Origin of the sequence: Francisella sp. XLW-1, assembly GCF_008711455.1 — a bacterium.
In the GTDB taxonomy this organism is placed as follows: domain Bacteria; phylum Pseudomonadota; class Gammaproteobacteria; order Francisellales; family Francisellaceae; genus Francisella; species Francisella salimarina.
In genome coordinates this window covers 1-26,663 of the sequence record NZ_VXKP01000003.1, presented here as the reverse complement: position 1 = coordinate 26,663, position 26,663 = coordinate 1, and the positions used below count along the sequence as shown (strand labels likewise).

Sequence of the window (26,663 nt, the reverse complement as noted above, 5' to 3'; positions counted from 1 at the left end):
TACTTTTTTCTATAATTTCTTATAAAACTTTAGTTCTATTTAGTATATCTTTATAGTTATATGTTTATTGCTTAGTTGTTGAGTATTTATTATATATTTTATAAAGAGGGTCTAATGTTAGTAACTAAATACCAAAAAATCGTTATAACTTTGATAGTTTTGACAGGTGTATGCTCTGGCTTTGATATTGGAGTGATATCAGGGACATTACCTGTTATTAAAGAGGAGTTATCTCTTAACCTTACACAACTATCTGAGATAGCTGGTATTGTCTTTTTTGGAGCTTTGCTATCCAAACTAATATCAGGACCGTTAATGGATATCTTTAGTAGAAAAAATATTTTGGCTTTTGGGGCATTTCTATTTACAGTATCAATGATATTGATGATGATATCTAATACTTATACAACTTTGATGTTATCAAGGCTTCTACAGGGGGTGTCGATTGGGTTCTTGTTGACAGTAATTCCTGTTTATATTTCTGAAACTAGCGTAGCTAAGTTTAGAGGTAGGGCGATGGCTATATTTCAATTATCATTAGTTTCTGGAATTTTTTTGGCTAACTTTTTTGCAAGCTTATTTGTCGCAAGCTTTGGTTGGAGACTGATATTTGCTTGCGCTATCCCTTTTTCAATTTTACTTTTCATCATTAGCTTAATAGCACCATTTTCACCATCTTGGTTAATTTTAAAGGGTAGAAATGAACAGGCACTAACTATTAGTGAGCAATTAGCTCTCAAAGTTCAGCATTCATTAACCGAAAAAAATAAAACAGGTTTTGTTGAGTTTATTAAAATTGTTATCAAACAAAAATACTATTTATCTGTAATACTGATTAGTTTAATGGCGGTTTTAAATGGCTTTGTTGGTATTAATGTCTTTATAAGTTATGGTCCTACTATGTTTGGTCAACTCAGTAGTTGTAGTAATTGTGATGCTACTTATTATGGTACAGCAATGACATTAGTCAATCTTATAGCTACTGTATTTGGCTTATTCCTTGTCGATGTTATTGGTCGAAGAAAACTTATTATTAGTGGGTTATTAATTTCATTTGTATCTATATTTACAATGATCTTTTGTATAACAGCTGGTTATAATAATTTAGGTCTTCTGATGTTGATTATAGTTGTATTCGGAGGAGCTGTAGGTCCTGGAGTGTGTATATGGTTGGTATTATCAGAAGTTTTACCTGTACATATACGTGGTATAGGGATATCTGTAGCTCTTGTTTCAAAAGCATTAATAGAAAGTATGTTTATCTCGAGATTCTTGGATCTTACTCATAATTATGGTTATGCCCCTGTATTATATTTCATGGGAGCTTGTATTGTTGCATTTATATTTATTGTGTATAAGTTTTTGCCAGAAATGACAAATAAAGAGCTTATTTAAGATGTGCCACTAAATCATCAAGCTTATAGCTTGCGATATCTTTTTGTTTCGCATGATGCTCTTCTAAGAGTGCAAAGTCTGCATCAGCATAAGCACATAGATCGCCTTTTTCATTGAAAATATCAACTTTAATCCACACAGTAGTACGACCTTTACGAATTACGGTGGTTTTGAAAATATGTGCTACTTTACTATAGGTTGGTTTTAAGTATTTGATATTTAAGTTGCGGGTCATACAAAATGACTTACTAATACTTAAAACATGTTTGCCAAGAATATCATCACATATAAGTGCGATAATACCACCATGAATAACATTATCCCAACCGACATGATTTGGCAGACATTTGAACTTTGTATACATATTTTCACCGATATGATACAAAGGTAACCTCACACCAAGAGGATTCTTGGCTATGTCACTAAAACAAGTGAAATTCCATGGAAAATCAATTGGTTTATAATCATCTAAATTTATCATTTTAGTTTAACCTATTGGATATTTAGTTATTCTTATATTAATGTTTAGGATTATTAGCTGCTAACAAGCTTCAATAATACCAGCTGCACCCATACCAGTACCAATACACATCGTAATCATAGCATATTTCTTACCAGTACGTTGTAGTCCATGTAACGCTTTGACAGTTAGTACAGTACCAGTCGCACCAAGAGGATGTCCTAAGGCAATAGCTCCACCACAAGGATTAACTTTATTCTTATCAAGTTTCAAATCATTAATCACAGCTAGTGACTGAGCTGCAAAAGCTTCATTTAGCTCAATCCAGTCAATATTATTGATATCTAAACCAGTTTGCTTGAGCACTTTTGGTATAGCTTTGATTGGGCCAATACCCATAATGCGTGGATCAACACCAGCTACAGCAAACCCTAGAAACTTACCTAAAGGTTTTAGATTATGCTCTTTTAGGTATTTTTCACTAACTAAAATCACAGCTGCAGCACCATCTGATACCTGTGAGCTATTACCAGCAGTCACAGATCCACCGTTAGCAAAAGCAGGTTTTAGTTTAGCTAATGCCTCTAAAGAGGTATCTTTTCTAGCGCCTTCATCTTCAGTTATAGTTTGTTTGTGATTAATGATCTCACCAGTAGCTTCATCTGGCTTATTGTGATCAACATCTATAGGTAATATTTCATCTTTGAAATAACCGTTTTCAATAGCTTTGATTGCTTTTTGATGACTCCCAAGAGCAAAAGCATCTTGATCTTGTCGTGATACATTCCAATCTTTAGCAACCATCTCAGCAGTGATACCCATACCATAAGCTATGGCAACATTTTCATCTTTAGCAAAGATTTCTTTACTAAAAGACATTTTGTTACCACCAAAAGGAATCATACTCATACTTTCAACACCAGCACCGATAGCAACGTCGATATTACCTTGAGCAATCTCATTTGCTGCAATAGCAATTGACTGTAATCCAGAGCTACAATAGCGATTGATTGTAAAAGCAGGAACACTATTAGGTAGTCCTGCCAAAAGAGATGATATTCTTGCGACATTCAAGCCTTGTTCAGCTTCAGGCATCGCACAGCCGACAACTATATCTTCTATATCGTTAGGATTTATATTAGCTTCAGCGACAGTTCTTCTAAGTACATCCGCCAATAATTCATCAGGACGTTTTTTTGCAAAACCACCTTTTTTACCTTTTGTAACAGCAGAGCGTTTTGCAGCGACTATATATACGTTTTCACTCATGTCAATTACTCCTTAATTTCTTAGTGGTTTGCCAGTTTCTAGCATATATTTCATTCTAGCTTCTGTTTTCTCAGATATCGCAAGTTCTTTGAAGTTTATTAGCTCTCTTTCTAGTAACCAATCTTCCGAAACTTCAGTATCTTTTTCTATCTGACCACCACACATAGTATCTGCTAAATTTACTGCGATCTTATAATCATGTTCAGATATTTGATTACCATCACGCATATTTACCAATAAAGCTTTGATTGTAGCGATACCAGTTTCACCAAATACAGGGACTTTTTGTTTCAGAGGTGGTTGATAACCAGCTAGAGCCATAAGTTGAGCTTTTTTAATTGCTACAAGTAGGATTTCTTTAGTATTCATTACGATTATGTCATCATCGCGTAAAAAGCCCATTTCTTTAGCTTCATAGGCACTTTTAGCCACTTGTGCAAGAGCAAGGTTTTTATAACGACGCTCAAAGTCTTTCCAGTGATCTTGAGCTTGAGATGCTCTAATAGCCATTTCTTTTGAGCCGCCCCACCCAGGGATAATTCCTACAGCGGCTTCAACAAGACCAACATAGCTTTCATACGCAGCAACAGCAGCATCACTATGCAAGATAGTTTCACAACCACCACCAAAAGCAAAGCCCTTAACAGCTGCGACAACAGGTATCTTGCTATAGCGTAATTTTTTGCTGATAATTCTATGACCTTTACGGATTACCTCTTCGATAGCAGCTTCGCCATTCATTGCAAATTTGATACCAAATTCTTCTAAGTTGGCACCTACCGAAAATACATCTTGCTCTTGCCAAATAACAAGACCATCAAGATTTTCTTCAGCATAGTTGATAGACTCGGATATACCATCTAAAACATCATCGCCAATAGCACACATTTTGCTCTTAAATGAGAGTATTCCTATATTGTTATAGTCATTAATTTGCCATAGTTTGACACCATCATTTTCATACAGTGTTTGTGTTGCTAAAGTACTAGTATGTTCAACTATATTATCAGCGAATAGTTGACGCTTATAAACATCTAGGCTATCACGAGATATTAGGGTTTTATCCTTAAAGCTAAACTCTTTATTATTTTGATAAACACCGATATCAAGAGTATCAATCCAGCTAAATAGAGTATTTTTTGATAATGCCTTACCAGCTGAAATATCATCTTTTAGCCAACTAGCTACTTTGTGCCAACCAGCAAGTTGCCATATCTCGAAAATACCTTGTTTCCAACCAAACCCCCAACGAATTGCTAAATCCATATCTTTAGGGAAATTTGATATATCCCCAACTAGATGAGCAGCATACAAAAACATTTCTCTAAAAGTTGCCCACAAGAATTGAGCTTGGGGATTATCGCTATTACGCAGATCTTCCAGTTTTTTGCTCCAATCTCTCTCAGCTAGTATATCTAAGACTTCTTTATCAGCTTTTTTATCAGAAGGGCGATATTCTTTAGTATCTAAATCAAGTACTTTGATACCGTCAGACTCTTTGATATATAAGCCTTTTTTAGTTTTTTGACCAAGTGAACCTGAGTTAATTAGGTTTTGAATCCAGCTAGGTGTGTTGTATAGTTTTTGCCAACCATCTTCGAGATTATCTTTCATAGTTTCAACAACATGAGATAATACATCTAATCCAACCAAATCAGCAGTTCTATAAGTAGCACTTTTTGCTCGCCCTAGTTTTTTACCAGTTAGTTCATCCACAATTTCTAAAGGGATATTCATCTGCTCTGTATAGTAGCAAGTGACTAGCATTGAAAAGACACCTAATCTATTAGCGATAAAATTTGGTGTATCTTTTGCGCGAATTATACTTTTACCAAGTTTTTCAACTAAGAATGTTTCTAGTTTATCCAAGATTTCAGAATTAGTATCTGCATGAGAGATTAGCTCAACTAAAGGCATATAGCGCGGTGGGTTAAAAAAGTGTACACCACAGAAATTAACTTTGAGATTCTCTGGTAATACCTCAGCTAGTTTTGTGATACTCAAGCCAGAAGTATTTGATGCTAAAATTGCATTTTCTTTGATGTGAGCAGAGATTTTAGAGTAAAGACTCTCTTTGATATCTATACGTTCGGCTACTGCTTCTATGATTAAGTCACAATCTGTTAAAAGTTCAAGATTATCCTCATAATTTGCAGGAGTAATATATTTGATAGAATCTTTTGAACCAAAAGGTGCTGGGTTAAGTTTAGTAAGTTTTGCTAGTGAATCTTCAATAATAGCATTAGCGCTACCTTGTTGCGATTTTAAATCAAATAAAACAACAGGGAATCTAGCATTTGCAAAATGCGCGGCAATTTGAGCTCCCATAGTTCCAGCACCAAGAACTGCAATTTTATCAATAGCTTTACGCTGTGATTTATTTTCTACAGATTCTAACTTATTTGCTATAGTGATACTTGAACTATTGCTACTTTCTCCAGCTGGGAGATATTCCTCGCCAAAAACTTTAAGATAACCTCGCATAGCATCTTCTTTTGACATGCCTTTAATTGCATCCCAAGCCATCCACTTAGCGCGCTCAACCATTTTCAAAGCAGAAGGTTTTTTAGTATTATTATCTCCTTCTTTTACTTGTTTATAAAAAGCATAGAGCTTTAGCTTTTGGCTATTATCAGGTTTGAAATCAATAGTTGCATCACGAACAGCTATCAACATTTCTTCAAACTTTTTCTCTAACTCTGTCATATTTTCCTCCCGATGTTAGTTTATACATCGTTTTTAGATTCCGTTATTTAAACGAAATGACATTGGTACATATTATTTTTCGCTATTTTTTTGCCATTCTGGATGAGCATTTTTAGGTCCTAAAGCATAATCGTCAAACTCATCTGTTTGAATTATATTATTAACCTTTGTGAGCATCTCATTAGCAATATCCGCCTCTTGCTGAGAGATTATTTTATTTTCTAAAGCTATTTCAATAGAGTCTTGCCAGCTTGCTTTTGGTAGCTTAGCAGTTTTGATAGCATCAATAATTTTTTTCTTAATAGGTTGTGTAGTTAGTGATGCAAGATAAGCATTCTCAACTCTACCAATTGGATCATTATCATCATTTGGTATATGGCACTTATCTTTCATCCATTGTCTTGTATCGCTATTGCTGACTAATGATTTACAAATTTGTGCCTCAAGCTTGTCAGATGGTCTTCTGAATTTTTTACCGTAAGGAAAAACAAAAAGTTTCATCTTGGTAGCAAATATTCTATTTGGGAAATTTCTAAATAAGTCTAACATCGCTTGTTGAGCTTGGTATAGACAGTGCTGAATACTCCAATCAACATAGATATCATCACTTTGAGGTTCGCCTGTGTCCTTATAGTATTTCAAAACAGCTACAGCCATATACAGATAACTCATGATATCTCCCAAGCGAGCGGATAATCTTTCTTTACGTTTTAGGCCTGCACCTAATACTGTTATTGAAATATCATTGACATAAGAATAAGCAGTACTCATATGTGAGATATAGCGATAGTAACGCTTAAATTTAGAAGGATAGCTAGGAGCTGTAAAGCCTCCACTTAAACCATACCAAAGTGTACGTGAGCCATTTAGAGCCATGTATTTAAAATGACCTTTGAAATTGTCTGTAAATTGTTTTTCATCCTCATTCATTAGGCTTTCTATCTCGTTACGAATATATGGGTGACATTTCATCGCACCTTGACCAAAAATCATTAGATTTCGAGTCATAATGTTGGCACCTTCAACTGTTATGCCAATAGGTGTTGCCATATATGGAATAGCTAGATAGTTATTTGGACCCATAATGATTGCTCGACCACCGTGGATATCCATAGCATTGTTGATGGTTGTACGCCCCATCTCGGTTAGGTGATATTTTGCAATTGCAGATGATACAGATGGTCGCAAACCACTATCAACAGCAGAAACTGTGAATTGACGAGTAGCATTGGCAATATAGGCAAGCCCTGCAGTTTCAGCTAGTTTTTCTTGAACTCCTTCAAATTGAGCAATAGGAACTTTGAACTGTTCACGTACACTTGCATAAGCTGCTGTCATTACAGCTGACATTAATGTGTTGGCTGTACCACATGCTGGCAATGAAATAGCTCTACCTATAGATAAGCACTCAACTAGCATTCTCCAACCTTCACCAGCCATTTTTTGTCCGCCGATTATCCAGTCAATTGGGATAAAGACATCTTTAGCTTTGATATAGCCATTCATAAAAGCTTGCCCTAGAGGAAAACCACGCTTACCAATTTCTAAACCTTTGTGATTATACGGTAGTAGGGCACATGTTATACCTTCATTACCTGTTTCATCAAGTAAGCCATCAGGATCTTGTAGTTGAAAAGCTAAACCAACTAGAGTGGCAATAGGAGCTAATGTAATATAACGTTTGTTGATATTCTTTAGTTTGATACCTAAAGTTTTTTTGCCATTGAACTCTTCATGGCAGACAATACCATAATCAGGCAATGAAGTCGCATCAGATCCTGCTGTTGGTCCTGTTAAAGCAAAACATGGTATCTCTTGACCAGAGGCTAATCTAGGTAGATAGTGATCTTTTTGCTCATCTGTACCATAATGAACTAGAAGCTCACCAGGTCCAAGTGAATTAGGTACCATTACAGTGATTGCTGCAGTGACACTTTTGGTTGCTAGTTTCATAACCACTTCTGAGTGAGCTGCTGCGGAAAAGCCTTTACCGCCATATTGTTTGCTAATAACTAAACCTAAAAAGCCTTTTTCACGCATGTATTTCCAAGCTTCAACACTTAGATCTTTGTCTTGATAATTAATCTTCCAATCATCAATTAGCCTGCATAACTCGGTTGTTTCATTATCTAAAAATGATTTCTCTTCAGCTGTTAGTTCAAATTTCTTTAAACTATGTAACTTATTAAAATCAGGTTTCCCTTGAAATATATCTTGTTCAAACCAGTTATCGCCAGCATTTAGGGCAGTTTGTTCAGTTTGAGAAATACTAGGAGTAGCCTTTTTTGCAATATTATAAATTTTGTTGAACATCTTTAGCTCCTTAAGCAAAAAGCTCTTTAGTTATTTATTTTCATATTTTTCAGCATATTCTTTTTGTAATGTATTTACATCTATTTTTCCAACAGTATTTTTAGGTAACTCATCTATGAAAATTATTTTTCTAGGTAATTTATAATGAGCTAATTTAGTTTCACAGTATTTAAAAATTTCTTTTTCAGTAAGTTTTTTGTCATTTTTTAGTACAACAAAAGCAACTGGCATTTCACCTGTTTCGTTAGAGTGTCCTTTTATAACCGCTGCATCCTCAATCTCTTCTTTTTCAGTTAATACTAATTCAACTTCTTTAGGAAAAACATTAAAGCCTGAGACGATAATCATGTGTTTAATGCGTCCTGATATTACTAGACGACCTTGTTCGTCAAGATAGCCCATATCCCCAGTCTTAAGCCAACCATCATCAGTGAAGTGCTCTCTATTAATCTCTGGAAGACTCCAGAATCCCGGTGACTTTTGTGGGCCTGCCACCCATATCTCTCCTGTTTCACCTTGTGGTAACTCATTACCTTTATCATCATAAATTTTGATATCAGTATTTGGTAATGGAAATCCAACACTACCACTGAAATCTTCCTCAAGTAGAGAGTTTACAGTTACGACAGGCGACATTTCTGATAGACCATAACCCTCTTTAATATTTACACTTGTGATTTTTTTCCATTCTTTAGCTACAGCTTTAGCGGTCGGCATGCCGCCACTTATTGAGAGCTTGAAATTAGGGAACTTACTTTGTCTAAATTTTTTATTGTTTAATAGAGCAATATAAAGAGTATTTACAGCAAATATAGTTGAGAAATTACTTTTTCTCATTTCAGCAACTAAGCTTTTGATATCTTTAGGGTTAGGTATAAGTATTTGAAAGGCTCCAGAACAGTAAAAAAGAAATAGATTAGCAGTTAAGCTAAATATATGATAAATCGGTAGGGCAGTTAAGACAATTTGTTCACTGAGCTCGATATCAAACCCTTCTGTCCAAGCTTTTACTTGATAGATATTTGCAACAATATTTCTATGTAGAAGTATTGTGCCTTTAGGTGTACCTGTTGTACCACTAGAGTATTGAAGTGCGGCTACATCATCAGACTTTAATTCAATACTTGTATAGTCTGGAGTGTAGTCTGATTTTAGAGCATCTGTAAATGTATCAAACTTATCTTTTGAGTATTTATCTTTCATACCTTTGATATATTTTACTACAAAGGAGATTATTTGTTTTTTTGGAGTAGGATAAAGATCAGAAATATCTGTAACCATTTTATATTTTAGATCTTCACACTCATCAGCTATAGCTTCGACATTATGCGCAAGTCCGGATAATACAATTACGCCTTTAGCTTTTGAATCTTGTAGGATTCCTTTGACTTCTCTACTTGTATATAGTGGGTTTATATTTACAAAAGCACAACCAAGTTTTACCAAAGCGAAAATAACAATTGGGAACTGTAATAAATTAGGTAGCATAATGGCAATATGGTCACCTTTTTGTAATTTCCATTTGTTCTGTAAGAACCCTGCGAATTTGTCAGAGTAGCTGTTAATCTCGTCAAAAGTTAGTTTTTCACCGTGACAGCTAAGGGCATTTTTATCGTTGAAGCTTTTAGTAGCTTTTTCAAGCATATCTTTTAGAGTAATATTAGGGATATCTATATTCAGAGGAACCTTGTCGGGATAGTTTTTTGTCCATGGCTTAGTAATCATAAAGACCTCCTGATATCTTATAATTTGGTTGTTTTTATTATCTTTATACTATTCTTGCACTCCAGTTGCTTCTTATAAAATAATATAATTTATAGTTAAATATTATATGTTATTTAAGCGTATTTATATAATAATCATTCTTAATCGATTATTTTTATGATTTATACACCAATGTAATTTATAATAATGATAACGTTAATTGAATCACTATTTTTATGAAAATTTATCATAATCCAAAATGTTCAAAATCACGTCAAGCAAAGCAAGTTTTGGATCAAAACAGTATCAATTATGATACTCATTTATATTTAGATAATCCTTTGGCAGTAAAAGAGATCGAAGAGTTATTAGCAAAATTGAAACTTTCTGTAACAGATATTATTCGTACTAAAGAAGCTATTTGGAAAGAGAACTTTAAAGATGGTGAATTCACCAACGATGAGCTTATACAAATAGTAGCTAGCAATCCTAAGTTATTAGAGCGACCGATTATTGAACACAATGGCTTTGCTGTAGTGGCAAGGTCTGACGAGAAAATACAAGAAATATTAAATACGTACTAGTTTTGTGTTAGTATTTGAAAGATGAAATTCTATCAATAGGAGATTTTTTTATGCATAAAATATTTTATACATTCACAGATGAGGCGCCAGCTTTAGCGACAGGTTCATTTTTACCAATAGTTGAGAGCTTTACTAAAGTTGCTGATATCGAGTTAGAAACAAAAGATATATCTTTAGCAGCGCGTATATTAGCTAACTTCAATGATTGTCTTACAGACGAGCAAAAGTGCTCTGATAATCTAGCAATACTTGGGGAGCTAGCGAAAACTCCAGATGCTAACATTATCAAGCTTCCTAATATTAGTGCATCAATCCCTCAACTTACTGCAGCTATCAAAGAACTTCAGTCAAAAGGCTACAAAATTCCAGACTATCCATTTGAGCCAAAAGATGACAAAGAGCAAGAAATTAAAGCTCGTTATGCAAAAGTCTTAGGTAGTGCGGTAAACCCTGTCTTAAGAGAAGGTAACTCGGATCGTAGAGTTGCAGATGCAGTTAAAAAGTACGCTGAAAAACATCCACACTCTATGGGTGCATGGACAAAAGATTCTAAATCTCATGTCGCTAGTATGGCAGATAATGATTTTTATGCTAATGAGAAATCTTATATTGTACCAAAAGCAACTAAGGTTAAGATAGTTCATACAGATACTAAAGGTACTCAAATAGTACTTAAAGATAATCTTGCTTTAGAAGAAAAAGAAATTATTGATGCTACTAAGATTTCAATAAAAGCACTAAGAGAGTTCTACAAAACTGAAATCGCTAAAGCTAAAAAAGAAGGTACATTACTATCACTTCACCTAAAGGCTACAATGATGAAAGTTTCTGATCCAATATTATTCGGTCATGCAGTAGAGATTTTCTTTGAAGATGTTTTCAAAAAGTATGCTAAAGAATTTAAAGAGCTTGGTGTGAATCCTCGCAATGGTTGGGGTGATGCAGTAGAAAAAATTAAGCAACTACCTCAAGATCTTCAAGATAAAATCAATGCTGATATTGAAAAGGTATTTGCTAAGCAACCTGACATTGCGATGGTTAACTCTGACAAAGGTATTACAAACTTGAATGTCCCAAGTGATGTGATTATCGATGCTTCTATGCCTGCAGCTATTCGCTCATCTGGTCAAATGTGGAACAAAGACGGTAAACTTCAGGATATGAAAGCTATGATTCCTGATAGATGTTATGCAGGTGTATATGCCGCAACTATCGATTTCTGTAAAGAAAACGGTGCTTTTGATGTTGCTACTATGGGTGATGTTTCCAATGTGGGTCTGATGGCTAAAAAAGCAGAAGAATATGGCTCTCATGATAAGACATTTGAAATTCAAGCAGATGGTAAAGTAGAGGTTATTGATATTGAAGGTAATGTAATACTCGAGCATCAGGTTGAGAAAGGTGATATTTGGAGAGCTTGTCAGACTAAGGATATCGCAGTTAAAGATTGGGTTAAACTAGCTATTAATAGAGCTAGAATTACTCAAAATCCTGCGATTTTCTGGTTAGATTCAAAAAGAGCGCATGATAGAAATTTAATTGCTAAAGTTAATGAATATAAAGTGTTGCATGATACTACTGGTCTAGATATCCAAATTTTAGCGCCGATAGAAGCTACAAAATACTCTTTAAAGAGAATGAAAGAAGGCAAGAATACAATTTCAGTAACTGGTAACGTTTTGAGAGATTACTTGACAGATTTATTCCCTATCTTAGAGCTTGGTACTTCTGCTAAGATGCTTTCTATTGTGCCTCTTTTAGCTGGTGGTGGATTATTTGAAACTGGAGCTGGTGGTTCTGCACCTAAGCACGTTGAGCAACTTATCGAAGAAAATCATTTAAGATGGGATTCTTTAGGAGAGTTTTTGGCGTTAGGAGCTTCATTAGAAGATCTAGCAATTAAAACTAGAGATCCTAAAATCAAGGTATTAGCAGAAGCATTATCTCAAGCAAACCAAGACTTCTTGGATAATGATAAATCACCAAAACGTAAGGTAGGTGAGCTAGATACGAGAGGAAGTCATTTTTATTTGGCCTATTATTGGGTTAAAGCTTTAGCTGAGCAAACTGGTAATGCTGAAATTAAGGCTAGATTTGAACCAATTTATGCTGAGCTAAAAACTAATGAAGATAAAATTGTCAAAGAGCTTAACGACGCTCAAGGTAAAAAAGTAGATGTTGGTGGTTATTACTTTATGGATAGTGATAAGCTAGCAAAAGTAATGAGACCAAGCAAAACTTTAAACTCAATTTTAGCTAAGCTATAGTCCTTTATTAAGTCAATTATTTCTTATTCATGGTATAATTCTTTACTAAGAATATGCAATTTCGACCATAAAATTATGAAATTTAAAACGCTATTATCGTTATCAGAGCTTTTTTGGAATATTTTTAAAGATATATTAGTTTTATTATTTTTGGCTATTTTTGTACTTGTGAGTAGGGTCGTGATGATTTTTATGAGATTAATTAATAAGATTCTAAAAGTTACAAGTATCAAGAAACGTTTAATGCAGTAGCATGAATACGAATAAAACTTTATTTAATGATTATCTTAATCAGATACCAACTAAGCTTCGTGGTAAATTTATATCAGCTATAAAAAATAACAAGCTTCAAAGACAGCAAGTACTGAATGATTTGCAGCTTTTGGCTGAGCAAGCTAGCCAAAAGGTTTTGCCTAAGATAACTTATCCGGATCTTCCTGTTGCTGAAAAAGTAGATGATATAAAAAAGCTTATACAAGATAATCAAGTTATAGTTGTAGCAGGAGAGACAGGTTCTGGTAAGTCAACACAATTGCCTAAGGTATGTCTTGATTTGGGGCTAGGTAAACGCGGATTAATTGGACATACTCAACCGAGAAGACTTGCTGCAAGATCTATTGCTAGTAGGGTTGCTACTGAGATTGGTGATCAATCAAAAGTGTCTTTTAAAATACGTTTTTCAGATCAAACTTCTGAAAATACTTTAATCAAAGTGATGACAGATGGTGTGCTACTATCTGAAATCAAGAATGATAGGTTTTTATCACAGTATGAGGTTATTATTATTGATGAGGCTCATGAAAGAAGTTTAAATATTGACTTTCTACTTGGTTGTATAAAAAAGATATTACCATATAGACCCGATTTAAAAGTAATCATTACCTCAGCAACTATAGATCATCAGAAGTTTATAGATTATTTTCAGAATGCTAAAGATATTACAATTAGTGGTAGAACATACCCTGTTGAAATCCGTTATCAAAATGATGAGGATTTTGAAGAGTTTTCATTACAAGAGAGAGTATTGTATGCTCTTGATGAACTTGGCAGAGGAGACGTTTTAGTCTTTTTGCCTACAGAAAGAGATATTCATGAAACATTGGCATATTTAAATAAACAAGATCTTAGATTTACAGAAGTTTTACCTTTGTTTTCGAGATTATCAAATAAAGATCAAAACAAAATATTCAACCCAGAGGGTTCTGTACGTAGGGTTATCTTAGCAACCAATGTTGCTGAAACATCTCTGACAGTACCGCGTATCAAATATGTGATTGATTCAGGATTAGCGCGAATAAGTAGATACAGCTATCGCACCAAGGTACAGCGCCTACCGATAGAGAAAATATCTCAAGCAAGTGCTAATCAAAGAGCTGGTCGCTGTGGTAGATTATCAGCTGGTGTTTGCATACGTCTATATAGTGAGGAAGATTTTAATAATCGTAAAGAATATACCGATCCTGAGATTTTACGTACTAATTTAGCGGCTGTTATTTTGCAGATGTTGTTTTTAAAATTAGGAAGTATTCAAGATTTTCCATTTATAGATTCGCCTGATTCAAGATTTGTTAAAGATGGCTTTAAGCTCTTGTTTGAATTACGAGCTATCTCCGAGCTTAATTATTCAAAGCCTAAAATTACTGATGATGGTATTAAAATGGCAATTATGCCTTTAGATCCTAAGTTGGCAAAAATAATTATAGAAGGTTATAGACAAAATAGACTCAGAGAGGTTGTCTCAATTGTTAGCTTTTTAAGTGTACAGGACCCGCGTGAGAGACCTTTGAATTTTCAGCAAAAAGCTGATGAAAAACATGCTATTGATAAAGATAAATCTTCTGATTTTATAGCGATTTTAAATTTGGCAAATAGACTGAATTCTAATTTAAAGAGTTTATCTAATCGAGAAAAAAAAGAATATTTTAAAAAGAATTTTATTTCACCGGTTAGGTTTAATGAGTGGAATGATATTTATCGACAAATTGTTGAAGTTGTTCATCAGTTTAAATGGAAATTATCGTCAAATGAAAAGTTTAATTATGAAAACTTACACAAAGCTATAGCCAGCGGATTTTTGAGTAACGTTGGATTTAATTATGAAAATGCTGAGTATCTAGGAGCTAGAGGGCTTAAGTTTTTTATATTCCCTGGATCTTCTCAGTTTAAGGCAAAGCCAAAGTGGTTGCTTTCATCGGAAATAGTTGAAACTACCAAGACATACGCTCGGAATGTTGCAAAAATAGAGCCTGAATGGCTAGAGAATTTAGCAGAGCATCTTACTAAAAAACATTATGATGAGCCTGTTTGGAGCAAAAAGCGTAGAGCTGTTGTAGTCAATGAAAGAGTAACTCTTTATGGCTTAGAGATAGTTTCAAAAAGATCTGTACAATACTCTAAGATAAATCCTCAAGAGGCTAGGGAGATATTCATTCGAGAAGCTCTTGTAAATGGTGATTTTGATTCTAAAGCGTATTTTTATCAGCAAAATCTCAAGCTTATAAATCAAGTTGAAGAGCTCGAAAACAAATCACGCCGAAAAGATATTTTGGTTGATGAAGAGGTAATGTTTGCACATTATGATAGCTTTATCCCAGATGATGTTTGTAGTGGTGCAACATTTGACAAATGGTTAAAGTCGGTCACAAAAGAGCGGCAAAAAGGCTTTATCTTTGATATGGAAAGTCTAATGCAGCATGATGCTAAAGAAATTACGCAACAGAAGTTTCCAGATGTTTTGACTGTTGGAGATATGCATTTGCCATTAGAATATCACTTTGACCCATTGGATGAGAGGGATGGTGTAACAGTTACTGTACCAATAGTTTTTATCAATGATATAAACCCTACTGTTTTAGAGTGGGGAGTCTATGGTTTTTTGTATGACAAGATTGTCGCTTTGTTACGTGCTTTACCAAAAAATATTCGCAAAAATTGTGTGCCAGTGCCAACTTATGCTCAAGCTATATTTGAATCAATAGATTTTGATAAGGATAGGTACTCTCCTTTGAAGTCTGTTATTGCTAAACATATTACGCGAATAGTGGGTTTTGTGGTAGATGAGACAGTGTGGCAGGATGAGGAGTTGGAGAAACATCTCGTGCTGAATGTAAAAGTTGTTGATGAGCAAGGTAAAACACTAGCAGTTGGTAAGGATATTCATATATTAAAGCAAAAGCTTAAAAACCTTGTAGCTAAACCAAGCCAAGAAGTTGATGAGATGGTTTATTATGATTGGGATTTTGCAGATATCACAATGACTAGTCAAATCAAAGAGTACGGCATAACGGTCAAAGTCTATAATTGTTTGGAGGAGTATAAAGATGGCGTGAAGCTATCTTATAAGGCAACACTTGATGAGGCTAAGCTATGTATGCAAAAGTCTTTGAAAAGGTTAATTAAACTACGCTTACAGAATCAGTTATCAAAAAATATCAAAAGTAATGACCTAACAAGCTTATCAATGTCGTTAAAACTAAGTGACTCAAAAGATAAAGTGATTGATAAAGCTATAGATTTGAGTTTTTTTGATAATATTGAATTGCCATATACCAAAGCAGATTTTGAAAAATTCTATGCTTTAGGGATGCAGAACTTTGCTTTAAATAAAACCAAAGTTGAAGCATTGCTTTTAGAAATAACAAAGTTTAAGTCGCAGCTTGAAAAAAAGCTTAATGTTAAAAAAATACCACTTAATTTTATCGAACTTTTTACAGATGTTAGGAATGAGCTTACTGAGCTTTTTACGGATGATTATATCTCTCAACCCGTAGAGTTTTTACAGAGGTATAAATATTATCTTCAAGCCTTAGAAAATAGGCTAGAAAAAGCTAAATTAAATCTCCAAAGAGATCGAGGATATCAAATAGAAGTTAATGAGCTAAGATCGAAATTGGCTAAAAAAATAACAGCTAATCATATTGCTAAAAGTGAGTCTGTTGTTGTAAAAATTTATAATTTAATACAAGAGCTATGGATATCATGGTATTTGCAGAATGTTAAGACCATCGAATCAGTATCATATAAGAAAATTTTAGCTTACATAAATGAGATATAGTTAAGATACTTTGATATAATTAAATAACTGTAGGTGTTGTTTTTGCTTTATGAAATATTTGTACGATAAGAGGGTTCTTAATTTTGCAGTGATTATAGTTCTGACTATTGTGGCTGTTAACTGGACTTCTTATATTTTTAAGCAAGATGTTAATACATATCTTTTACTTACGCTTATTTTTTTGAGATGTTTGACATCTTTTTTACTTTTGCGTGATTATATGGCTAGTTGGCGTAAGTCGACACAGAAGACTTTTTTGCGTAAAGTTTTTATCAATGTTCCTGTGTTTTTTATCGTTGCTTTTGCCTTTTATGGTCAGGTTAGATTTGCACTTATTTTCTCTGAGTTTCTATCTTATGTGTTTTTAATCAATTTGAGTGTATATTTTTATTGGTATCTTACTAATAGAAGTCAAATAGAGAAAACAAAAACAGCTGTTATTTATGGAGCGGGTGCAGCAGGAACAAAAATAGCCCAAGAGTTATCGGCGACAGGTTATCGTATTAAGTTTTTTGTTGATGATGATAAGGCCCTACAAAAGAGAAGTATTGATGGCAAGAGAGTTTTATCAAGCTCGAAGTTGCGTAAAGAGCTACGTTCTTCAAGGTTTGACTTGTTAGTTGTTGCACTGCCTAAGAGTGCTAATCATATAGTTAAGAAAATTTATAAAAAACTAGAATCAAACTTTAATCAAATTAGAATCATGCCTCCTCTTGAAGATGTACTTCAAGATGAAAGTTTTATGTCACAGCTAAAGCCTGTTTCAGTATATGATCTTCTATCAAGGGACTCTAAGAGTCTTGATCAAAAATCTATCTCAAAATTTATTAAGGATAAAGTTATCCTAGTTACAGGTGCTGGCGGTAGTATAGGCTCTGAGATTGTTAGACAGTGTATTAAGTATGAGGCAAAACAGATAGTTTTACTTGATCATAGCGAGTTTAATTTATATAAGATTACAGAAGAATGTTATGGATATAATATTAAAAGTGTCCTATGCTCAGTATGTGATCGAGAGTCTTTTGTTAAAATTTTTAGTAAATATTCGCCAAATGTAGTTTTTCATGCAGCGGCATATAAACATGTCCCTTTGGTAGAGGAGAATATCTCTCGGGCTATCAGAAATAATATTCTAGGCACAAAAAATGCTATAGACTTAGCTATTAATTCAGGTGTTGACTCATTTATCTTGATATCTACAGATAAAGCTGTGCGCCCAACTAATGTTATGGGAGCTACTAAAAGGGTTTGCGAGTTATACTTACAAAATGTTGATTCAAAGAGTACCAAACTTGCTGCTGTTAGATTTGGCAATGTGTTAGGAAGTAGTGGTAGTGTTATACCAAAATTTGAAGAACAAATTCGAAACGGTGGTCCTGTTACAGTTACACATCCGGAGATTACAAGATATTTTATGCTTATACCGGAGGCTTGTGAATTGGTATTGCAAGCTGGTGCAATTGCCAAAAACTCAGAGGTTTTTGTGTTAGATATGGGTCAGCCTGTCAAGATATTAGATCTTGCTAAGCAGTTTATTAAACTATCAGGTAGAGATGATATTGGTATCGAGATAATAGGACTGCGTCCAGGTGAAAAGTTGTATGAAGAGCTACTTATTGATGAAAATGATATTAGTACTGAGTACAAAGATATTTTCATTGGTAGAAGAACATATTATGATATCAAAGTGTTAGAAAGTGATCTTCAAACGTTGTTTCAAGAGCGGCCAAATAAACAGCTCGTATTGCTAAAAACAATAGTTCCAGAGTTTGATCATAAGTTGAATGGGTAGATGGTTATGTTGTATAAGTTTCTAAAAAGATTTTTAGATATTGTTTTGTCTTTTGTTGGTCTGGTTCTTTTAAGTCCGGTGTTTTTGATTGTCATATTTATGATAAAAAAAGATTCAAAAGGTCCAATACTCTTTAAACAAAAGCGCTATGGTAAGGGTAAGAAATTCTTTTATATATATAAGTTTAGAACAATGTATGTAGATACACCCAAGGATATGCCGACACACTTATTACAAGACCCGTCTAAGTGTATTACAAAAGTTGGTGCTTTTTTGAGAAAGACCTCCCTAGATGAGTTACCTCAGATTATAAATATCCTAAAAGGTGAAATGAGTATCGTTGGACCAAGACCTGCATTATGGAATCAAGACGATTTGATCGCTGAGCGAGATAAGTATGGTGCCAATGATGTGCCTGTCGGATTGACTGGGTGGGCACAAATCAATGGTCGTGATGAGTTGCCGATTGCTCAAAAAGCCAAACTTGATGGTGATTATGTCAAATACAAAAGTACTTGGTTTGATATTAAATGCATATTTTTGACAGTCCTTTCAGTATTTGCTAGTAGTGGTGTAGTAGAGGGTGGTACTGGTTCACTAGATAACAAAAAAGATAATAAGTAATAATGAAAAAAGTTCTAATTACTGGTTTAAATAGTTATATTGGTAATTCTTTTGAGAAGAATGGCGGAGATGATTTTATAGTGGAAAAAATATCACTAAAAGATGAGTCATGGCAAACATTAGACTTTAGTAAATATGATGCTATATTACATGTTGCTGGTATTGCACATACTTCAAAAGATCCTTCTTTAAAAGATAAATACTATGCTGTAAATACTGAATTAACTTATGAGTTAGCCAAGATAGCTAAAAGCTCAGGTGTCAAACAGTTTGTATTTATGAGTAGTATAATTGTATATGGAGATAGTGCGCCAATTGGGCAGCAAAAAATCATCTCAAAAGATACTCAGCCGCGACCGGATGATTTTTATGGAGATAGTAAGCTTCAAGCAGAGCTTAAGCTAAAAACTTTAGTATCAGAAGATTTTGGTGTTGCAATAGTTAGACCACCAATGGTATATGGAGACGGCTCGAAAGGTAACTATCCTAAGCTTGTTAAGCTTGCTAAGTATGCTTTTATTTTCCCTAAGATAGCAAATCAGAGAAGTGTGATACATGTTGATAATCTTACTAGTCAATTGAAAGATATTATAAGTAATAATTATGTGGGAATATTTTTACCCCAAGATGATAAGTATTTTTGTACATCTGAATTTATCAAAAAGTATCGACAGAAATTAGGTAAAAAAACATATTTAACAGTCATTTTTAATCCACTAATCAAGTTAATGGCGACTAAAATAGGGTTTTTGAATAAAGTTTTTGGTAGTATGGTATACAAGAAATAGCATATTTAGACTGTTTGGGTTTGTAGAAAAATGCTTTTAAAAGTAATATAATTTCAGGATGTATGGTTTCGTTGTCTAAAGCGATGTTAGAGGAGTGGTAGTGATAAACCTAATACTTTGTGGTGGTAGTGGTACTAGGCTTTGGCCTATTAGTAGGAAATTACTACCAAAACAGTTTGTGAAGATGTTTAGTGATAAATCACTGTTTCAATTAACTGTTGAGAGAAATTCTAGTTTGTGTGATTCAACAATGGTTGTCTCAAATGAGGGGCAATTATTTTTAGCAAAAGATCAGTTGGATGAGCTAGGTATTCTAGATAAAAGTATCTTTCTAGAAGAACCTATCGGTAGAGATACTGCCCCTGCAATTGCCCTGGCATGTATGAAATTAGATCCACAAGAAATAGTATTTGTAACTCCATCAGATCATGTTATTAATATCGATGAAGAGTATAGAAGTATTTTAATTCAAGCTAAGAAATTAGCTAAAGATGGTTCTCTAGTGACATTTGGCATTACACCAACTTTTGCTAATACTGGCTTTGGATATATCAAGTCAGCTGGTAATTTTGATGTAGAGAGTTTCCATGAAAAGCCAAATGTTGCTACAGCAGAGAAATTTTTGGCAGATGGCTCATATTACTGGAATTCGGGGATGTTTATGTTTCAGGCAGGGGTCTTTTTAGAAGAGCTAAAGAAACACTCTCCAGAAATATATAAAGCATGTGTTGAAGCATATAATAATAGCGACCTAGATAATTCAGATGCTATTAAATATGATGATATGATGAGTATTCCAGCTAAATCTATAGATTATGCTGTGATGGAGAAATCCAACAAAATAAAGATGGTTGTTGCTGATATTGTGTGGAGTGATGTGGGTAGCTTTGACTCGCTATTTGATCAATTACCTAAAGATGACAACAATAACACGATAAATAGTAATCATATTAGTATTGATAGTAAGAATAACCTTATTCATAGTGAAAAAGGTCCTAAAAAGGTTGCTACTATTGGTGTTGAGGATCTGATAGTTGTCGATAGTGGTGATGCTCTTTTGATTGCTAAAAAAGGTAGCTCTCAACGAGTTAAAGAGATTGTTGAGCTTCTAAGTGACGATCTTAAAAACATCCACTTAACAGCACATAGACCTTGGGGTACGTATACTGTGCTAGAGGATACTCCTGGCTATAAAATCAAGAAGATAGAAGTTAAGCCTGGCAAAAGATTATCTCTACAGAAGCATTATCACCGTAGTGAACATTGGATAGTGGTTTCAGGTACTGCTACAGTGACTAAGGGAGATCAGGAGTTTATTGTTAGACCTAATGAATCTGTGTATATTCGCATGGGTGAAGTGCATAGGTTAGCAAATAATGGTAAGATTCCAGTGGTACTGATAGAGGCACAAGTCGGTGAGTACACTGGTGAAGATGATATCGTTAGATTAGAAGATGATTTTAATAGAATTTAATTTAATAAAGTAAATATAAGGATTGTAGATGAAAAAAGTAGCATTAATTACAGGTATTACTGGTCAAGATGGTTCATATTTGGCTGAGTTTTTATTAAAAAAAGGCTATATTGTTCATGGTATCAAAAGAAGAAGTTCGCTTTTTAATACAGATAGAATTGATCACTTATACCAAGATCCTCATGTTGAGAATAGAAATTTGATTCTACACTATGGTGATATGACTGATTCTATGAATCTAACGAGAATTATTGCTGATACTCAACCAGATGAAATCTATAACCTAGCTGCGATGAGTCATGTGCATGTATCTTTTGAAACTCCAGAATATGTTGCTAATGCTGATGGTACTGGTACTTTGAGAATTCTTGAGGCTGTTAGACTTCTTGGATTAGAGAAAAAGACTAAAATTTATCAAGCAAGTACTTCTGAGCTTTATGGTAAGGTTCAAGCAATTCCACAAAGTGAGACTACACCATTCTATCCAAGATCTCCTTATGCAGTAGCTAAGATGTATGCATTTTGGATTACAGTTAACTATAGAGAAGCTTATGATATGTTTGCTTGTAATGGTATTTTATTTAATCATGAGTCTCCAGTACGTGGTGAGACTTTTGTGACTAGAAAGATTACAAGAGCGGCATCTAAGATAGCGCTTAATCTTCAAGACAAGCTGTATCTAGGTAATCTAGATGCCAAGAGAGACTGGGGTCATGCAAAAGATTATGTAAGAATGATGTGGATGATTCTGCAGGCAGATCAACCAGAAGATTGGGTAATTGCTACCGGCCAGACTACTACCGTTAGAGATTTTGTCAAATTATCATTTGCTTATGCAGGCATTAACCTTAGATTTGAAAACGAGGGTGTTGATGAGATTGGAGTAGTTGATTCAGTAGATTTAGCTAGAGCTGAAAAAGCGGGTGTTGACTTATCTCATATATCAGAAGGTCAGGTAGTTGTTTGTGTAGATCCTAGATATTTCAGGCCTACAGAAGTAGATCTATTATTAGGTGATCCTACAAAAGCTGAACAAAAATTAGGTTGGAGTAGAGAATATGATCTTGAGCATCTTGTAAATGATATGATGGAAAGTGATTTAAAGCTGATGACGAAAGATGTTTACCTAAAAGATGGTGGCTATAAAATCATGAGTTATTTTGAGTAAGGAATTATTTAAAATGCATAAAGATAGCAAGATATATGTAGCTGGTCATAGAGGTTTAGTTGGCTCAGCTATTATTAAGAATCTTCAATCTAGAGGCTATACTAATCTAGTATTGAGAACTCATGCTGAGCTTGATTTAACTAATCAAAAAGCTGTTGAGGATTTTTTTAAAGTTGAAAGGCCTGAGTATGTGATTTTAGCGGCAGCTAAAGTTGGTGGGATTGTTGCGAACAATACTTATCGAGCAGAATTTATCTACGATAATATTCAGATTCAAAATAATGTTATCCATCAAAGTTATGTAAATGGTGTGAAGAAGCTCCTATTTTTGGGTAGTACATGTATATATCCTAAAGAAGCTCCGCAACCAATGCCTGAAGACTGTTTACTTACTAGTTCGTTAGAATATACTAATGAACCGTATGCTATTGCTAAGATAGCTGGTATCAAGATGTGTGAGAGCTATAATTTGCAGTATGGAACAAACTTTATATCTGTGATGCCAACAAATCTATATGGGCCTAATGATAATTTCGATCTTGAGAAATCTCATGTGTTACCAGCATTGATAAGAAAGATACATCTTGCGAAACTTCTAAATGAAGGGAAGATAGAACAAGTGTTGTCAGATTTGAAAGTAAACTCTATTGAAGAAGCTAGACAGTATTTATCCAAATTTGGTGTGAATGAAAGTTCTGTAGAAATATGGGGAACAGGTAAACCAAGAAGAGAATTTTTATACTCTGAAGATATGGCAGATGCATGTGTGTTTTTATTAGAAAATAGAGACTTTAAAGATACCTATTCTAAGAATGCTAAAGAGATAAGAAATACTCATATTAATATCGGTACTGGAGTTGATATTTCTATCAGAGAGTTAGCTGAGCTTATTAAGGGTGTAATTGGCTTCAAAGGTGAGCTTAAGTTTAATGCTGATAAGCCAGATGGTACTATGGTCAAGCTTACTGATCCATCTAAACTACATTCTCTTGGTTGGAAGCATGGAGTAGAGCTTGAAGATGGTATCAGAAGAATTTATGACTGGTATCTCTCAAAGTCTTAAATTTTAATTTAATATTCAAAGTCTTTTATTTCTCATAATATTTTCAACATACTTAGTTCTTCGATTGAAATTATGGCTAGCTATTCGTATACTATCATATAAGTATAAAGATTGTTTTATTAGGTGTTTTTATGAAAGGTATAATTTTAGCTGGCGGAAGTGGTACAAGATTGTACCCTATTACAAAGGGCGTGAGTAAACAACTTACACCGATATATGATAAGCCACTTATATACTACCCTCTTTCTGTGCTCATGTTGGCTGGTCTGAAAGATATACTTATAATTACAACAGAACAAGATCAGCCTAGTTTTAAGAATCTTTTAGGAGATGGGTCTGATCTTGGTATCAATCTTGAGTATATCATACAGCCTAGTCCAGATGGGCTTGCTCAAGCTTTTATATTAGCTGAGGAATTTTTGGCAGGTGATTCAGCTTGTCTTGTGCTTGGGGATAATATTTTCTACGGTCATGGTCTACCAGAAATGTTTGCTGAAAGTATCCAAAATGTAGAGAAAGAAAATTGTGCTAACATTTTTGGTTACTATGTTGATGATCCAGAGAGATACGGTGTTGCTGATTTTGATGCAGATGGAAATGTAATTAGTATCGAAGAAAAACCGAAGAAGCCAAAATCAAACTATGCGGTTGTGGGCTTATACTTCTATCCTAGTGATGTGGTTGCTAAGGCTAAGCAAGTACAACCATCCGAGAGAGGGGAGTTGGAAATATCTACACTTAATCAGATGTATCTCGATGAAGCACGCCTTAAAGTTAAGACTATGGGTAGGGGATATGCATGGCTTGATACTGGTACACATGAAAGTATGCTCGCAGCCAGCAACTTTATCCAAACTATAGAAGATAGGCAAGGTTTAAAAGTTGCTTGTCTAGAAGAAATAGCTTATGAGATGGGATATATCTCAAAAGATCAACTTCTTAAATTAGCACAACCACTCAAGAAAAATCAATATGGTCAGTATTTGATAAAAAGAGCAAAAGAGCGAGCAGTACCACGATGAAATTTACGCGTACACATATCAACGATATCATTATTTGTGAGCCTACTGTTCACGGTGATGATAGAGGTTATTTTGTAGAGACTTTTCGAGAAGATAAACTCTTTGATTTCTTAGGTTATAAGATTAGTTTCTGTCAAGATAATGAGTCGAAGAGCTCTTATGGTGTGCTTAGAGGCTTGCATTATCAGCTAGCTCCACATGCGCAGACTAAGCTTGTCAGAGTTATCCAAGGTAGAGTGTTAGATGTTGCTGTAGATATTCGTAAAGGTAGCTCTACTTTTGGTCAACATGTGGCAGTAGAATTAAGTGCTGAGAATAAAAAACAACTATTAATTCCTAGAGGGTTTGCTCATGGCTTTGTGGTTTTAGAAGACGATACTGTATTTGCATATAAGGTCGATAGTTATTACTCTCCGGAGTGTGATAGAGGTATCGCTTTTGATGATGAGAGTATCGCTATAGATTGGCAAGTACCTGCTGATAAGCTTAAGTTGTCAGCAAAAGATAGGGTTCAACCGAAACTGAATGATACCGTTGATTTATTTGAGTTTGGTGAAAGTTATTACTAATGCTGAATTTTGGATTATAAATTTTTAATTGGTAGTTGCTGAGTAATTGGTATAGCGCAAGATATTTAAATAAGAATTAAGAATTAAGAATTAAGAATTAAGAATTATGAATGTATTAATAACAGGTAGCAATGGTCAGTTAGGCTCTGAGTTAAAAGAGTTAGTGTCTAATTCAAAATTAGAAATTCAAAATCACACATTTATATTTGCAGATAGTAAGTTGTTAGATATTACAGATCATCAGGCTGTTAAAAAATTTATAGTTGATAATGATATAAAATTCATCATCAACTGCGCAGCATATACTGCTGTGGATAAAGCTGAAACTGATATTGAAATGGCAGATAAAATAAATCATCTTGCGGTTGCAAATATTGCTAAAATTGCAAAAGAGTATGATATAAAACTAGTACACGTATCTACAGATTATGTCTTTGATGGTCATAACTATAGACCATATCTTGAAGGAGATCAGACAAATCCACAAGGTGTTTATGGAGCTAGTAAGTTGGCAGGTGAGCAGGCAATTTTGGATATAAATCCCAAAGATTCAATAATTATCAGGACATCATGGGTTTATTCTTACTATGGTAATAATTTTGTCAAAACAATGCTTCGCCTAGGTAGAGAGAGAGACTCTTTAGGTGTGATATATGATCAAGTAGGTACTCCTACTTATGCTAAAGACTTAGCAAAAGCTATTTTGGATATACTTCCAAAAATTCAAAATTCAAAATTCAAAATTTATAATTATAGTAACGAGGGTGTGACTAGTTGGTATGATTTTGCTAAAGAAATCATGAGCATTGCAAAACTAGACTGTCAGATCAATCCTATAGAAACAGTCGACTATCCAACACCTGCGAAGCGTCCGCATTATAGTGTGCTTAATAAGAGTAAGATAAAGTTTGATTTCGATATAAAGATACTGTACTGGAAAGACTCACTGAAAGATTGTATAACTAGGATTCTGAGTGATAAGTAATCCATAGAGCTAGGGTCATGCTCTTTGTCGTTATAGCCGTTAAGACGATATCTCATAACTAGCGACATGTGATAAAGATTCCCAACTGCGTGAGAATGACATGGACATATTATTATCTTACTCAGTTGTAATGCATAACTTAAAATTTACTTATGAAATCAATTTACTATTAACTAATAATCAATAACAAGCTACAATTACTCATAAGGTTTTAAAATATCAAAATACTATTTAAACTATAAAGGAATATATAAATGGACTATAAACCTAGAAACATATTAGTAACAGGAGCAGCAGGCTTTATAGGTAGCAATTATGTGCGTATGATGTTATCAAGATATGATGATGTGAAAATAGTATCTTATGACAAGCTTACTTATGCAGGTAGTTTAGATAATCTAAAAGATCTAGAAAATGAACATAATC

General features: G+C 34.1%; 20 protein-coding genes. 15 read left to right on the top strand and 5 right to left on the bottom strand.

Annotation, left to right across the window (positions count from 1 at the left end; all coding sequences use genetic code 11):
* Positions 1-114 precede the first annotated feature (114 nt).
* Entirely contained in the window at positions 115-1,395 is a 1,281-nt protein-coding gene (locus tag F3D59_RS04905) for an MFS transporter (protein WP_150464025.1), read from the top strand.
* Here the strand turns inward: F3D59_RS04905 and F3D59_RS04900 are convergent.
* The 5 genes from F3D59_RS04900 to F3D59_RS04880 all read right to left on the bottom strand — a co-directional run bounded on the left by F3D59_RS04900 (position 1,388) and on the right by F3D59_RS04880 (position 9,868).
* Positions 1,388-1,876 (bottom strand): PaaI family thioesterase, encoded by a 489-nt coding sequence (locus tag F3D59_RS04900; RefSeq protein ID WP_150464024.1) that lies wholly within the window; start codon positions 1,874-1,876, stop codon positions 1,388-1,390. The two genes, F3D59_RS04905 and F3D59_RS04900, sit on opposite strands and share 8 nt — an antisense overlap.
* A 60-nt stretch (positions 1,877-1,936) precedes the next feature.
* A complete protein-coding gene (locus F3D59_RS04895; RefSeq protein WP_150464023.1) occupies positions 1,937-3,124 on the bottom strand; it encodes an acetyl-CoA C-acyltransferase in 1,188 nt (395 codons plus the stop codon).
* 12 nt (positions 3,125-3,136) lie between these two features.
* Complete coding sequence (locus F3D59_RS04890; RefSeq protein WP_150464022.1) at positions 3,137-5,830, bottom strand: acyl-CoA-binding protein; 2,694 nt, start codon at positions 5,828-5,830, stop codon at positions 3,137-3,139.
* A 72-nt stretch (positions 5,831-5,902) separates the two neighbouring features.
* Positions 5,903-8,143, bottom strand: coding sequence for an acyl-CoA dehydrogenase (locus tag F3D59_RS04885; RefSeq protein ID WP_150464021.1), 2,241 nt, complete (start codon positions 8,141-8,143; stop codon positions 5,903-5,905).
* 30 nt (positions 8,144-8,173) lie between these two features.
* The gene (locus F3D59_RS04880) at positions 8,174-9,868 is read right to left on the bottom strand and encodes a long-chain-fatty-acid--CoA ligase (protein WP_150464020.1); all 1,695 of its coding nucleotides are present in this window, start codon (positions 9,866-9,868) and stop codon (positions 8,174-8,176) included.
* A gap of 215 nt (positions 9,869-10,083) precedes the next feature.
* Between F3D59_RS04880 and F3D59_RS04875 the strand changes: the two genes are divergently transcribed.
* The 14 genes from F3D59_RS04875 to F3D59_RS04815 form a co-directional block, all read left to right on the top strand.
* The gene (locus tag F3D59_RS04875) at positions 10,084-10,431 is read left to right on the top strand and encodes an arsenate reductase family protein (protein WP_150464019.1); all 348 of its coding nucleotides are present in this window, start codon (positions 10,084-10,086) and stop codon (positions 10,429-10,431) included.
* Between the two features lie 50 nt (positions 10,432-10,481).
* Complete coding sequence (locus F3D59_RS04870; protein ID WP_150464018.1) at positions 10,482-12,698, top strand: NADP-dependent isocitrate dehydrogenase; 2,217 nt, start codon at positions 10,482-10,484, stop codon at positions 12,696-12,698.
* A 75-nt stretch (positions 12,699-12,773) separates the two neighbouring features.
* Entirely contained in the window at positions 12,774-12,950 is a 177-nt protein-coding gene (locus tag F3D59_RS09965) for a hypothetical protein (protein ID WP_191092438.1), read from the top strand.
* Position 12,951: 1 nt separating this feature from the next.
* Positions 12,952-16,752 (top strand): ATP-dependent RNA helicase HrpA, encoded by a 3,801-nt coding sequence (gene hrpA / locus F3D59_RS04865; RefSeq protein WP_150464017.1) that lies wholly within the window; start codon positions 12,952-12,954, stop codon positions 16,750-16,752.
* A 49-nt stretch (positions 16,753-16,801) separates the two neighbouring features.
* On the top strand, positions 16,802-18,544 hold the full coding sequence (locus F3D59_RS04860; protein WP_150464016.1) for a polysaccharide biosynthesis protein: 1,743 nt from the start codon (positions 16,802-16,804) through the stop codon (positions 18,542-18,544).
* A gap of 6 nt (positions 18,545-18,550) precedes the next feature.
* Positions 18,551-19,168, top strand: a complete 618-nt coding sequence (locus F3D59_RS04855; protein WP_150464015.1) for a sugar transferase — start codon at positions 18,551-18,553, stop codon at positions 19,166-19,168.
* A gap of 2 nt (positions 19,169-19,170) precedes the next feature.
* Positions 19,171-19,956, top strand: coding sequence for an NAD-dependent epimerase/dehydratase family protein (locus tag F3D59_RS04850; RefSeq protein ID WP_150464014.1), 786 nt, complete (start codon positions 19,171-19,173; stop codon positions 19,954-19,956).
* Positions 19,957-20,056: 100 nt separating this feature from the next.
* Positions 20,057-21,430: a mannose-1-phosphate guanylyltransferase/mannose-6-phosphate isomerase gene (locus F3D59_RS04845; RefSeq protein ID WP_150464013.1), complete on the top strand. Its 1,374-nt coding sequence runs from the start codon at positions 20,057-20,059 to the stop codon at positions 21,428-21,430.
* A gap of 28 nt (positions 21,431-21,458) precedes the next feature.
* Positions 21,459-22,598, top strand: coding sequence for a GDP-mannose 4,6-dehydratase (gmd, locus tag F3D59_RS04840; RefSeq protein WP_146420724.1), 1,140 nt, complete (start codon positions 21,459-21,461; stop codon positions 22,596-22,598).
* Between the two features lie 13 nt (positions 22,599-22,611).
* The gene (locus tag F3D59_RS04835) at positions 22,612-23,661 is read left to right on the top strand and encodes a GDP-L-fucose synthase family protein (RefSeq protein WP_150464012.1); all 1,050 of its coding nucleotides are present in this window, start codon (positions 22,612-22,614) and stop codon (positions 23,659-23,661) included.
* Positions 23,662-23,792: 131 nt separating this feature from the next.
* Positions 23,793-24,683: a glucose-1-phosphate thymidylyltransferase RfbA gene (gene rfbA / locus F3D59_RS04830; RefSeq protein ID WP_150464011.1), complete on the top strand. Its 891-nt coding sequence runs from the start codon at positions 23,793-23,795 to the stop codon at positions 24,681-24,683.
* Positions 24,680-25,252, top strand: coding sequence for a dTDP-4-dehydrorhamnose 3,5-epimerase (gene rfbC, locus F3D59_RS04825; protein ID WP_150464010.1), 573 nt, complete (start codon positions 24,680-24,682; stop codon positions 25,250-25,252). The genes rfbA and rfbC overlap by 4 nt, the downstream gene beginning before the upstream one ends.
* A 106-nt stretch (positions 25,253-25,358) precedes the next feature.
* The gene (rfbD, locus tag F3D59_RS04820; protein ID WP_150464009.1) at positions 25,359-26,237 is read left to right on the top strand and encodes a dTDP-4-dehydrorhamnose reductase; all 879 of its coding nucleotides are present in this window, start codon (positions 25,359-25,361) and stop codon (positions 26,235-26,237) included.
* Between the two features lie 254 nt (positions 26,238-26,491).
* A partial coding sequence (locus F3D59_RS04815) for a GDP-mannose 4,6-dehydratase (RefSeq protein WP_150464008.1) occupies positions 26,492-26,663 on the top strand: 172 nt, incomplete at its 3' end.

Coding starts and splice junctions, on each gene's coding strand:
- F3D59_RS04905 (WP_150464025.1), top strand. CDS start 115: ATGTTAGTAACTAAATACCAAAAAATCGTTATAACTTTGATAGTTTTG.
- F3D59_RS04885 (WP_150464021.1), bottom strand. CDS start 8,143: ATGTTCAACAAAATTTATAATATTGCAAAAAAGGCTACTCCTAGTATT.
- F3D59_RS04860 (WP_150464016.1), top strand. CDS start 16,802: ATGAAATATTTGTACGATAAGAGGGTTCTTAATTTTGCAGTGATTATA.
- rfbA (WP_150464011.1), top strand. CDS start 23,793: ATGAAAGGTATAATTTTAGCTGGCGGAAGTGGTACAAGATTGTACCCT.
- gmd (WP_146420724.1), top strand. CDS start 21,459: ATGAAAAAAGTAGCATTAATTACAGGTATTACTGGTCAAGATGGTTCA.
- rfbD (WP_150464009.1), top strand. CDS start 25,359: ATGAATGTATTAATAACAGGTAGCAATGGTCAGTTAGGCTCTGAGTTA.
- F3D59_RS04870 (WP_150464018.1), top strand. CDS start 10,482: ATGCATAAAATATTTTATACATTCACAGATGAGGCGCCAGCTTTAGCG.
- F3D59_RS04835 (WP_150464012.1), top strand. CDS start 22,612: ATGCATAAAGATAGCAAGATATATGTAGCTGGTCATAGAGGTTTAGTT.
- F3D59_RS04890 (WP_150464022.1), bottom strand. CDS start 5,830: ATGACAGAGTTAGAGAAAAAGTTTGAAGAAATGTTGATAGCTGTTCGT.
- F3D59_RS04855 (WP_150464015.1), top strand. CDS start 18,551: ATGTTGTATAAGTTTCTAAAAAGATTTTTAGATATTGTTTTGTCTTTT.
- F3D59_RS09965 (WP_191092438.1), top strand. CDS start 12,774: ATGAAATTTAAAACGCTATTATCGTTATCAGAGCTTTTTTGGAATATT.
- F3D59_RS04880 (WP_150464020.1), bottom strand. CDS start 9,868: ATGATTACTAAGCCATGGACAAAAAACTATCCCGACAAGGTTCCTCTG.
- F3D59_RS04875 (WP_150464019.1), top strand. CDS start 10,084: ATGAAAATTTATCATAATCCAAAATGTTCAAAATCACGTCAAGCAAAG.
- F3D59_RS04895 (WP_150464023.1), bottom strand. CDS start 3,124: ATGAGTGAAAACGTATATATAGTCGCTGCAAAACGCTCTGCTGTTACA.
- rfbC (WP_150464010.1), top strand. CDS start 24,680: ATGAAATTTACGCGTACACATATCAACGATATCATTATTTGTGAGCCT.
- F3D59_RS04900 (WP_150464024.1), bottom strand. CDS start 1,876: ATGATAAATTTAGATGATTATAAACCAATTGATTTTCCATGGAATTTC.
- hrpA (WP_150464017.1), top strand. CDS start 12,952: ATGAATACGAATAAAACTTTATTTAATGATTATCTTAATCAGATACCA.
- F3D59_RS04850 (WP_150464014.1), top strand. CDS start 19,171: ATGAAAAAAGTTCTAATTACTGGTTTAAATAGTTATATTGGTAATTCT.